This window comes from Stratiformator vulcanicus, from assembly GCF_007744515.1.
GTDB classification, from domain to species: domain Bacteria; phylum Planctomycetota; class Planctomycetia; order Planctomycetales; family Planctomycetaceae; genus Stratiformator; species Stratiformator vulcanicus.
Genome location: NZ_CP036268.1, coordinates 335,591 through 347,344 on the forward strand (window position 1 = coordinate 335,591; position 11,754 = coordinate 347,344).

Genomic DNA, 11,754 nt, shown 5'->3' on the forward strand with positions numbered 1-11,754 from the left:
CAATTTTCTCAGAAGATGTCACGCGGGAGAAACCAGTGAAAGTCGTGTTGTTCTGTGGCGGAATGGGCATGCGACTCCGAGAATACTCGGAGTCGATCCCTAAGCCGATGGTGGATATCGGTTATCGGCCGGTGTTGTGGCATGTGATGAAGTACTACGCCCACTTCGGGCATAAAGACTTCATCCTTTGCCTCGGCTGGAAGGCCGATGTAATTAAGCAGTATTTTCTTGAGTACGATGAGTGCGCTTCGAATGACTTCGTCCTTTCGGGCGACGACAAGTCTGTCGATTTGCTGGCCAGCGATATCCATGACTGGCGAATCACATTCGTCGATACCGGTGCAACAAAGTGCATCGGTGAGCGTCTTAAGGCGGTCGAACCTTACCTGGAAGGCGAACAGACCTTCCTGGCTAACTACACGGACGGGTTGTGCGATGTTCACTTGCCGAACTTGATCGATCTACATGAGCGTCGTAATTCGGTGGCGACATTCCTGTCGGTGCAGCCAACGCAATCGTTCCATACGGTCGTTACGGAACCGGAGGGAAGCGTCTCGCGCATTGACTCGGTGAAAGACAGCGATCTGTGGATTAATGCGGGCTTCTTCGTCCTCGATCAATCTGTCTTCAGCTATATGCGGAATGGCGAGGAGCTGGTTGAACAACCGTTCCGCCGATTAATTGAGGCTGAAAAGCTCAGCAGTCTGCGACACGAAGGTTTCTTCGCCTGTATGGATACCTTTAAGGAAAAGCAGTTGCTCGATGACATGTATGCCCGCAGTGAGACCCCTTGGGAACTGTGGAAGAATGAGAGCCGCCGTACGGATTCGGGCGCTGTCGAAGAGCCCGAGGATCGATTGGCGAGAGACGTGAGTGAACTCGCCGACGAAGTCGGGCAACGGGTTGGGTTAAACGAAGTCAATTCGGCTCCCTCGCTTCAAACGACTTAGTCGGTGATCATCCATGTTGTCGCTTCAATTTAACGACGTTCGTGAGATTCTCTGTCTGGGCGCCCATCCCGATGACATTGAAATTGGATGCGGGGGAACGATTCTCCGATTGATCGAGCAATATCCGAACGCGAAAATCCGCTGGATTGTTTTCAGTGGTGCTGGGACACAGAGAGAGTCGGAGGCCCGTGCTGCGGCCGAGTCGATCCTCGCAGATTGCAGCGACTTCGAAATTGAAGTGCAAGGTTTCACCGACAGCTTCTTCCCTGCCGAATATGAATCGATGAAACGCTGGTTCTCACAGCTTAAGAATCGCTGTGCGCCGGACATCGTGCTGACGCATCGAAGGGAGGACGATCATCAGGATCATCGCGTGCTGGCCGATCTCGCCTGGTGCACGTTCCGCAATCACGTTATTTGGGAATATGAGATCCCGAAGTACGAGGGCGACCTCGGTAAGCCCAACATGTATGTCCCACTCGACGAGCAGACGTTAAGTCGCAAGTTAGAGGTCCTGCTGCGAGCGTTTCCGTCGCAGCAGGAAAAACAATGGTTCAGCCGATCCACGTTTGAAGGGCTAATGCGAATCCGGGGCTTGGAGAGCGGGTCACCTTTGGGTTTTGCGGAGGGTCTGTACTGTCGCAAGTTGTGCATTTAATTCGATCAAAGATCATCAATAATGGCACAGCTCACGCCGCCGCGAATAGATACTGAGGCCGATGGTTCAGAGCCGCCGCGCGCTCGTACTGCTGAGCCGAGACGGAGACTGTCGAGTCGGCTGAAGCAACAACTTAGTCTCCTGATCGAACGCAACCTGGGTCTTGTCACGCTGCTTGATCAAGCCACAGTCAGCGGGACGCGATTTCTGATCGGTGTCGCGTTGGCTCGCTTTGCCGGACCGGCGGACCTCGGCATCTATTCGCTTGCTTTTGCGGCGGTAATTATCGTCGTTTGCACGCAAGAGTCATTGGTTTGCCGGCCTTATACCGTCTTCTGGCGATCGCGGCACGACGCGAGGCGGTTTCGCGGAAGCTCGCTCTTACATCACCTTGTGCTGAGCGGATTCTCGTCGGCTGTTGCTCTCGTAGCTGCCGCCTTCTTCTATGTTCTTAATTCTGAAGTGGCGTTGATTGCGGGCGTTCTCGCCATCGTACTACCGTCGGTCTTGCTGTGGGACTTCGCGCGGCGAAACTGTTTCGCCCATCTGCAGATGGGAACGGCCCTCGCGATCGACGGTTTCTCATCGGCTTTTCAATTGCTCACAATCGCGTTACTTGCTTACGCGGGATTTCTATCGGCCTCGTCGGCTTTGTTGGTCGTTGCCGGGGGTGCGCTGCTGACTTCACTTGCGTGGCTGGCTCTTTGGCGAAAAAACTTCTTAATCGGTTATCGCGATTCGTGGGGGGACTGGGCTCACAATTGGCGTTTCGGGCGTTGGGCATTCGCGACACAACTTGGGGGTAGCCTTAACGGCCAGGTGCCCGGTTGGTTGCTTCTGTATTTTGTCGGCGTGGCGGCGACCGGTACTTTTACAGCTTGTGAAAATATCGTGCTGCTCTCCAATCCGCTCTTACTGGGGCTTGCCAATTTATTGGAGGCCCGTTCAGCGGAAAAGGCGGGAACACAGGGGCAAGAGGCACTTGCGAGCTACGCCAGAAAATCGTTTATCATGCTCACGGCGATTACATCGGTCATGGCAATTACGATCTTCTGCGTGGCCGATTGGCTCTTACTCATTCTGTTCGGGCCTGACTTCACTCACGCCGCGGGAGTCGTCCGCATTCTGGGGATCGCCGTTATTGCCTGGGGCTGGATTGTCGTATTCGCCGGAACGCTCGCGGCGTTGGGGCGACCCGATGCATCCTTTAAAGGCACCGTCGCCGGCTTAATCGCGACAATTCTGGCGGGAATCGCCACAGTCCCGCTCGGTGGGATCGCTGGAGCTGCCGTCGCGCTTGTCATCGGCAGTTACGTCAGCGGCGCCTGGCAAGGTCTCAGCCTTGTTGCGGTGCTGTCAGAGGGACGCGCGCCCTGCACTGCCGCAACCCCGACGACTTAAACGATCAGCAACTCGAGAAGCCGTTTCGCTTCGGAGAAGGCGTCTTAATTGACTTTCGACTCCACGAACGTGCGGACCCGCTCCACGAACCAGAGGCCGATCGAGCGTGCTTCGCCTCGCCAGCGCACCGAGCCGATGTTCCCTACGGCCAGATCCTGCGGCGGATCAATAATTTCAACGGTGGCAGAAAACTGCGGCTCGAACATTTCATGACTTTGCGGGCTGGCTTCGTCCGTAGCATTGGAAGGGGGGCGAACAGGGATCGGTCCGCCGTTGACCGCAGATAACTTCATGTCGTGGAGTTCTCTTGTCGCTGTCGGCGTAAATTGCTCACAGCGACCCGATCGCTTGCCAAGCCCGGGGAAATGTACGGTCAACTCTCCCGGCTTTGCTCTCTTAAGACTGTCGGAGTAGATGTGCGAAACGACGACCTTAATCGATTTGCCGTCTTGTCCGCCGATCGTCAAAATCGAGTCACCTCGTTCGAAGTAAACACCCACCAGTGAAGCCGGATCAGGTTCGACGAGCACACCGTCGACCGGGGCTTTTAAAGTGAGTTGCTCTACTTCTCTTTGCTGCTCAGCCAATTGCTGTTTCAATCCGACCAGCCGTTCCTGTTCGACTTGAGCGACTGCCATTTCGCCTTGTCTAATTAGAAGTTCCTGGCGGAGTTGGGAGCTTTCGACTTCATATCGAAGTGTTTCGAATTCTTCAGCGACTTCATCATTTATCAAAGTCGCAAGAGGCATCCCTTGCGTCACTTTCTGGCCGACCGACACGTGTACGCTTTTGAGAAACCCTGGTGTGGACGCTCTGATGTCCGCGTGGGGCGAGAACTCGACGATGCCCGGGGCGGAGCATTGCTGCGGCCATGCCAACACGAAGACGAGGGCGACAATCGTGACGATCGTCGCAGTGGAAACCGCAAGGGCACGGGTCGACTTTAATGTGCCGTTGTGTCGTTCTTCGACCACTTGAGCGACGATGCGCTGGGCGGGTCGAAAGAATAGTCCAACTAGCACGGCAATGACGAGAATCTCTGCTCGCAAGCCGATCGCTTTGGAAAAACCCAAAGCGAGCACGATGTAAATGAAGAGACGGTATAGGCCACTCAGTGGCGCATAGACCTGAATTAACAGCCGCTTCCATCTTGGATACGGCAATAGCGGAATTCGTTTTCCAATTAGAAACCACGTGACGACCGACTGCAGATGTTGGCGAGAGACGGACGAAAGGTTCGGGATGTCGACGAGGTCGGACAGCACATAGTAGCCGTCGGCACGCATGAGCGGATTCGCGTTAAACAGGATGGTAATCGCCCCGCCCACAATCACAGTGTAATAAAGCAACGAACTGACAGGCCCGGGTGCCATAGACGCCCACAAGATTGCCGCGATAGCCGCGACCCACGTTTCAATATATATTCCGGCGAGCGCGATCTGGATGCGCTTCCAGCGTGACGTCAGTCGCCATGACGACGTGACGTCGATGTAGGCCAGCGGCGCAAAGAAAAATAGCAACACTCCGGCTTCGCCGACCTTAATGCCGAATCGTCGGCATGCCACCGCGTGAGAGAACTCGTGCAGTATTTTTAAGACCATCCATACGCCGAGCAGCCATATCCATTGAGAGGGGGCAAAGATGCCGGTCGATTCGACCGCGAAACGGATCGAGTGCGATGAGATCTGCCAGAGCGCCAGCAGGCAGGCCACGCACCAGGCAGCGACCATGACCGGTGAGTGCATCCAGGCGAACAGGGTGTTGTAGCGGCGCAGGAACGGGTCGGGACCGAAGAGCGGAATCTTGGAGAACAACGGATTTCCGCCGGCGAATATTCCGGCTTGGCCATCGCGTTGATGCCTCTGCGAGTGACTGTTCTTAAGATCGGGCGAAACGACGAGTCCGGAGTCGATCAGCCAGCGGCTGATATGTTGGCACTCTTCCGCTGAAAGGTCTTCACCAAGAGTGTTCTGACGCGCGCGGGAGTAAGCCTCAGCCAGCGTCAGGCTCCCGTCTAGCAAAGAGATGAGGGCATACTCTTTGGTGCCGACGCGAAAGAACTGGTCCTGCGAAGGAACCTCGATTTGATACACCCAACCCCCGCGATGTGCGCGGAGCGGGGTGAAAGTGAGGTCCGGGATTAATTGGAGACGAAGGTCCCCTGAAAAAGGGGCATCCTCTTGAGAATTGGATGTCATGGCTCACCATCCCAACCAGAAGAGCAGCCGATGAACCGGGCGTCGCATCATTGTCCATGCCAGTGGGGCCGAGTCACCCGTGACTTCCGCATATCCTCGCATTCCGGGTCGCAATTCGTTCTGACTATTTTCGACTTCGATTTCCGCGACGAACACGTTCCGCTGGTTGCGAAGCTGAGAGCTCGGAAGGATGCGTGCGACGGTCCCGGATCGTTCGGTCCATCCGTCCGCTTCTAAGCTGACGTCGACCGGCATGTCAGTCTTAATGAGGCGAATGTCCGATTCCGGAACCTCAATTTCGACGACCATGCGATCGAGTGGCGCGACTTGAAAAAGCGTTTGCCCTTTCGAAAGTTGAACACCTTCAGCTCGCTGCAAATCGCCTTCAATAATAACACCGTCGATCGGGCTGCGCACGTCGAGCGAGTCAAGACGGTGCTGCAGCATTTGCTTGCGAACGGTGATTTCATCGATCTCAAGCTGGGTCAGTCTGGCGGCACCGTAATCGCGTTCGGCCAACTGTGTATTCTGACGTTTCATCGCCTGCTGAATTTCCGACTCGACTCCGGTTAAAGCTAGTGCGACTTCGTGACCATCGAGACGGGCGAGCAAATCACCTGCCTCAACCTCTTCACCGGCTCTGACGAAAGCCTCCTCCACCGCGACGTCGAAGGGGGCGGCCACATAGCGTTTGACCGTCGGCTGCACTTCACATTCGCACGAGACCGAGTGCGGAACGGGCAACAACCCGATCACCACTGCGAGTAGCAGTAGTCCGACCCACAATGTCGTGGAGCGAACTCGGGTCATCCGCGTCAATTTCCTGACGGCCCGACTTATTCTATCCCCGTCTGCTTTTTTAAGGATTGCCATGCTCGCAGCGATCCTTGAAGCCGCCAACGAGGCGATCTGTAAGGCGCGGCGGTCTGCGAGCGGGTTTTTCTTTAAGACAAGTAGCAGCGCTCCCCGCAGCTTCCCGGTCGGGTCTTTCAGTGGGAAACTGACCAACCCTTTCGTCCGAGTCACTTCAGCAAATTGCTTGTGAGCGAGCAGCGCATGGCGGTGTTGATCGTCCGGAGGCGGCCACGCAGTGACGGTGTCCCGAATGACCGCCTCGTTCAATGTAGCCTGGATTTCTAAGTTTTTGTCCTCAGAGTTCGCAAGGTTCGGCCGTGATGCGATAGCGACAAGTGTGGGTACTGATTCTTCAGCTTCCGTCAGGCCGAGCACGACGTCGTCGCAGCCGATGGCGTTACGGAGCCCTTCAACGAATCGGCGCAGCGAATCGTGAAGCGAATCACAGACTTCGATTTGCGAAAGCAAAGCAGAAATTACGACGATCGTTTGCAGTTCAGAAACCGTCGGTGACTTCTTCGTTTTGTCTTCTGGGGGGGCGGAGCCTGGATCGGCAGCGGCGGTTGGGGCAATTGGAGTCGAACTCAGGTTGACCATTTTCGGACTTAATGCGGAACCCGATGCTTCGGTCGCTCGGGGGCTTCCCGTGTCTGATTGTGATTGAGACATGACGCGACTCGAGCAGATGGGTCAGTAGTGTTTTCAACAGGCCGGTGGATGGCTCAATTCGACCTAATTGAGCAACGTTCTCCGCTTCTTAACTTGAGCTGGGGGTTTGGAATTCGGACCCGAACTTCAACCGTGCCGCTTCGTGCTTCGGTAACGGGTGAAATATATTCAATGATTCCACGGGCCTTCTGACGGTCATCGAATTTGACTTCCACGCTCGCATCAGTTTTCAGGTTGCGTGCCAAATCTCTCGTCGTGGAGAACACGGCGACGAGTGGATTTAATTCAACGACCGTTGCGATGTCGGGTTGATTCGCCGACGTAAACTCTCCCTCGTCCCTATGGATGCGGATCACAACTCCGTCGATGGGAGAGCGGATCATCCGCTGTTCGATCTCCGCCAGAACTCGTTCATGCTCCAGTTGCTTTAACTCAAGCGACTCGACGGCACCGTTGAGCCGGGCCTGGGCAATTTGAAACTCGATCTCGGCACGTTCGAGTTCTTCATTGCTGGCCGCGTTGCGTGCGTGCAGAGACCTTAAGTTGTCCATCCGCTCGCGGCTGAGATTCGCTTCTGCTTCAGCCACGTGGAGCGCGCTGCGCGATGTCGCCGTCTTTTCTGCAATTCGAGACGCAATCGCCAACACGCGATGATCGAGTTCGCCGACGAGGTCTCCCGCGGAGACCTGATCTCCCTCTCTTGCATGAATCTTGCTCACGATCCCCATTTGCGAGGCGGCAACGTCGATGGTGCGATAAGGCTCCGAGAAGCCGATCAGTTCTTCGGCGTCTGCGCTGGGAATCCCCACAAACGTTGCTGCGGCAATTAAGAGAGCCAGCGCCCATATTCGCGACTTGCCTCGCTTAAAACAATCGGTGATCGAATCAATTTTAAGCATATATTTGTTCCGTGAGCAGCTTGCGCGGGACCGATTTCCGATTAATTCACCGAGTCCACGATTGTTCCGGCGTCGATGTTGACGGCACTCGGGGCGGGCTTTTGATTTGCCTGCCCCGGTGCAAGATATTGAAGCAGTGTGCCGGTGCTCCGCTTCCACTCCAGTACGGCGAGGGCGTGCCGAACTTGAGCCGTCACAAAATCTTGTTCCTCGGCGACAAGTCGGTCCTGGGCGTCCAAGAGTTGTTCGAGCAATAACGAGGCAACGCGTTCGTCTTCCGGAACCAGTTGCCAGCGCATCGCGAGATAGACGACTTCGGTGGCGGCCGCTTCCATCGATTCACGCCGGCTCTGCATTTCCTCCCAAGTGGCTTCCGTTTCTTGGACGGCGATTTCGACTTCGGACATCCCGACCGCCACGGTGGTGTGAAAACTCGCTAACGCCCGCGACATCTCCAGTTCACGCCGCTTTAGTTTGGCCTGAGCTGCGCGATTTCCCAGCGGGATTTCAAAGAACAATCCGACCGAATAACTCGGTTCACCGACGGTATATTGATTCGCGAATCCCTGTGCGATGTCTGAATTGCCGTCGAGTCCGGAGACGTAAGCCTGCATGGCGAAGTCGAGGACGGGAAGCAGTTCATGCCGGGCCATTCCTGCGCGGACACGGGCGGCCTCAAGATCGGATAATTTCTTCGCGAACTCGGGTCGATTTTCCATCGCCATCGCTCTGGACGTTTCGAGATCGAAGTGCCAATGCTCGCCACTCGGCAATTCCGCGGGCACAAACTCTTGCTGCGACCCATTTCTTAAAATGGGGGAATTGACCAGCGCGCGTAATTTTGATTCGGCACTCCGTAAATCGGCGAACGCGCGGGTCAGTCCCGCTCGTCGGGCGGCCACCGCCGCTCTGGCACGGGCAATTTGGTTAGCCGCGACGTCGAACACACGTCGCTCTTCGAGCTTCCGAAGGACCCGTTCGCCTTCCTTAAGCAATCGACTTCGCTGCAGCACGAATGATCGCGCCCGGTAGAGTGACCAGTAGGCTCTTGCGACTTCGAATAAGTGGTTCGCAAGCTCTTCCATTCCTTCCTGTCGGGCGGTCTGGCTATTAATTCCTGCGAGAATGATTCGGCTTTCGTTGTAAGACTGCCCGCTGCCGCGAAGGAACGGCTGCGTAAAGCTCACCAGCAATTGGCCGGTGCCCTGCTGGGGCGGCGCGAAGAAATCGGAGTTATTGTCTTGATAGGCCAGTTGCTGAGCCGCCTCGAACTCGCCGCCCCATTGAGATTTTCTGCGGATGCCCGCCCGTCCGATGGCGTACAGATCACGAAACCGGGTCGGCCCGCCTGTCGTTAAGGTATTTCCAACCGGGTCACTCAGGTCATCGAGCCGCGATTCCGCGAAGGCCGTCCAATCGAATTCGGCGATTGACTCAGGAATAAACGTCTGCTGAATATAGGGTGTGACTTCGATTTCCTTCACGCGATGCGAATGCGTGAGCGCTTCGGCGATCACGAGGTCCAACGTGAGGGAGACCGGCTGTGTCTCATCGTCAAAGGGGCGGGTGACATAATTAGACCACCAGGGCAGCTCGATTCGCTGATCTTCGGAGACAGGGGCAGAAACCTGCGGTTGAGGTCGCCAATCGATCTGTTCGACTCCGCTGATCTTCCCGCGTCCTTCATAGCTTGCCGAGACGACGGCCTGCCGATCCGATGCGCCTCCGGCAGTGGGCCGAATCAATTCGGTTCGCCGTCTGTTTTGTGATGAAGACGCGTCTTCGGATGAGCGGTAGGACCGATAGGGATCACTGCTGGTGTGGCGATGGTTCACTGCCGCCGCCGAATCGCTAACAGCCGGAACGCTATGGCCGAACTGAAAACCGCGGCGAGATCGACCGTTTTCCGCAGCGTCCCGGCCGGCGGTCGAGGTGAGCGACCGATAGTCATCCATCTCGCCCGCGAACGACTGCGGCACACCCGACGCGACGCATATCAGCGCCGTCGCCACGTAAACCAGAACGGTCGCGGACGGGCTCCTCGAGGTCGAGGTCCGTTGTCGACTTTCGTTGCGATGTTGAGGTGTCGATCGCAATTTTTTGCCTGATGGTGGCGAGCCATTGAGTGCGGCAGATTCCAGCCGCAATCGCCGGTATTCGCATTCAGATTGGGAAGCGCAGCGCAACAGCGTGCATTTACTGCGTATCCCATCTATTGGATCGGCCTAATCCGACGCGATCGATCACACTAATTGTGTGAATAATTCGGGCGCTATCGATTTTGCACCCAAGTGAATGCGGCGAACTTGAGTCGGTCTCCAGGCTAGGGGAAACCCCCAAATTTGATGCAAGGCCCTTCCCGGGGAACGGTTACGTCGACGACCGAGCCGCGTCACGACCGAAGCTGCCCCGTCATTCACGATTGAGCCGGCTGTGATTCCGGATGATTCCGATCGAAGCGATGTTTCGGTGTTTCCATAATGCAACAAAGCGCAAATGCCCTAATTGCCCCAAACCGCCGTCTGCGGCGTGATCGACACGACCTGCCAACGAATTGCCTCGTAGGTTTTGGAACAACCTGCCCAAGCTTCCAACCCCTCCAGGATTGCCTTGGCACTACATGTTCCAAACTTGCTCGATTCGTTGTTGCGCTCGGTCTCATCCAGGACCGCCGGCTCTGATGAAAGTGTGGCCAACCGAAACCGACCCGTCGATGAGCAGCCGCCCCTGCTGATGCGGCTGGAACCGCGGATCATGTTCAGTGCCACGCCGGTCGGCGTGGCCGTCGATGGAGCACTCCCCGATGGCGGCGGAGACGACGCTTCGGAAAGCGACGACCCGTTGCATTCGCCCGAGGGGAACGAACTGACCGAAGCGGATGGCTCCCCCGATGTGTCTGCCGAGCCGCTCTTTGACCTCGATGTTCTCCCGCCGGTGCCCGAAGACGTCCGTCACGAGCTGGTCATCGTCGATCCGGCGACCGAGGATTATCAGCAGATTCTCGATGACCTCGCCGGTTCCGACGACCCCATGCGCGAGATCGAAATCGTTTTGCTCGATGCGAATCGCGATGGGGTGGAACAACTCTCGGAGATCTTCGCTGAGCGAGATGACCTCGACGCCGTGCACCTGATCTCGCACGGACGCGATGGCGAAATCCGCCTCGGCGACACTTGGCTCGACTCCGACCGATTGGCTCAGGACGCCGACTCCATCGCCGCGTGGGGTTCGGCATTCGCGGCCGATGGCGATTTGCTGCTCTACGGTTGCGACCTGGCCGCGACCGCGTCGGGCCGATCGTTTCTGAGCGCTCTTTCAGCCACATGCGATTGCGACGTCGCCGCCAGTTCCGATGAAACGGGGATCGAAAGCCGGGGCGGCGATTGGGACCTTGAGTACGCGAAAGGCCTTATCGAGACCGAAATTGTCCTCAGCACGCAGACTCAACAGACTTGGGATGCCCTGCTCGAAGCCGGCACTTCGGGCACTGCGATCTGGGGCGAGTCGGGCACGAACACGCCAGAAGTCAGCGATTGGGACGGCATCAGCTTTGGAGCCGAGTCAATCGCGGCGAATGTCGGCCAATGGCGGATCATCGACGGTGCCGAGGCACCCACGCGGGACGAGTTGATCGCGGTCGGAGTCACTTCGGCAGGCACGATCTCCGGTCAGATGTTCGACGGCTCATCATGGACCGCCCTGCCCTTCTCGCTTGATACCGTCTCTTCCGGGACGAATCACGGCTTCGATATTGAATATGAGTCACAAAGCGGCGATGCGGTACTGGTTTGGAATAACGGCTCGACCGGCAGTTCGCCGATCTCCTATCGCGTTTGGGACGGCAGCAGTTGGAGTACCGAGCAGACGATTTCGACGCCGCAAAGTGGCGAAGCGACCGAACTGCAATTGGCGTCCAATCCTCTGGCGGACGAGATGACGCTCGTTGTCAGTAATTCCTCGGCGGACGAATACGCGTTGATATGGGACGGGTCCGGATGGGGAAATAGTGTCACGCTCGACACCGGGGTCTCCGGTGACCGGACTGAAATTCAGGTCGCCTACGAATCGCTCAGCGGCGACGCGATCGTCATTTACGACGGCATCTCCGGCGGAAGCGGACTCAA

General features: G+C 56.8%; 8 protein-coding genes. 4 read left to right on the forward strand and 4 right to left on the reverse strand.

Features of this window, described 5'->3' with window-relative positions; all coding sequences use genetic code 11:
- Positions 1-44: 44 nt before the first annotated feature.
- From Pan189_RS01295 to Pan189_RS01305, 3 genes are read left to right on the forward strand one after another with little or no spacing between them, the layout of a single operon-like run.
- Positions 45-950, forward strand: coding sequence for a sugar phosphate nucleotidyltransferase (locus tag Pan189_RS01295; protein ID WP_375154921.1), 906 nt, complete (start codon positions 45-47; stop codon positions 948-950).
- Between the two features lie 13 nt (positions 951-963).
- The gene (locus Pan189_RS01300; RefSeq protein WP_145362167.1) at positions 964-1,608 is read left to right on the forward strand and encodes a PIG-L deacetylase family protein; all 645 of its coding nucleotides are present in this window, start codon (positions 964-966) and stop codon (positions 1,606-1,608) included.
- Positions 1,609-1,629: 21 nt separating this feature from the next.
- The gene (locus tag Pan189_RS01305) at positions 1,630-3,009 is read left to right on the forward strand and encodes a lipopolysaccharide biosynthesis protein (RefSeq protein WP_145362168.1); all 1,380 of its coding nucleotides are present in this window, start codon (positions 1,630-1,632) and stop codon (positions 3,007-3,009) included.
- Positions 3,010-3,053: 44 nt separating this feature from the next.
- Here Pan189_RS01305 and Pan189_RS01310 read toward each other — a convergent pair whose 3' ends face one another.
- From Pan189_RS01310 to Pan189_RS01325, 4 genes are read right to left on the reverse strand one after another with little or no spacing between them, the layout of a single operon-like run.
- On the reverse strand, positions 3,054-5,207 hold the full coding sequence (locus Pan189_RS01310; RefSeq protein ID WP_145362169.1) for a site-2 protease family protein: 2,154 nt from the start codon (positions 5,205-5,207) through the stop codon (positions 3,054-3,056).
- Positions 5,208-5,210: 3 nt separating this feature from the next.
- A complete protein-coding gene (locus Pan189_RS01315) occupies positions 5,211-6,731 on the reverse strand; it encodes an efflux RND transporter periplasmic adaptor subunit (protein WP_145362170.1) in 1,521 nt (506 codons plus the stop codon).
- 53 nt (positions 6,732-6,784) lie between these two features.
- On the reverse strand, positions 6,785-7,630 hold the full coding sequence (locus Pan189_RS01320; protein ID WP_145362171.1) for an efflux RND transporter periplasmic adaptor subunit: 846 nt from the start codon (positions 7,628-7,630) through the stop codon (positions 6,785-6,787).
- Positions 7,631-7,671: 41 nt separating this feature from the next.
- Complete coding sequence (locus tag Pan189_RS01325; RefSeq protein ID WP_310820921.1) at positions 7,672-9,642, reverse strand: TolC family protein; 1,971 nt, start codon at positions 9,640-9,642, stop codon at positions 7,672-7,674.
- A 676-nt stretch (positions 9,643-10,318) separates the two neighbouring features.
- Here Pan189_RS01325 and Pan189_RS01330 point away from each other — a divergent pair.
- The coding region (locus Pan189_RS01330; RefSeq protein ID WP_145362173.1) for a DUF4347 domain-containing protein at positions 10,319-11,754 on the forward strand (1,436 nt) is incomplete at its 3' end.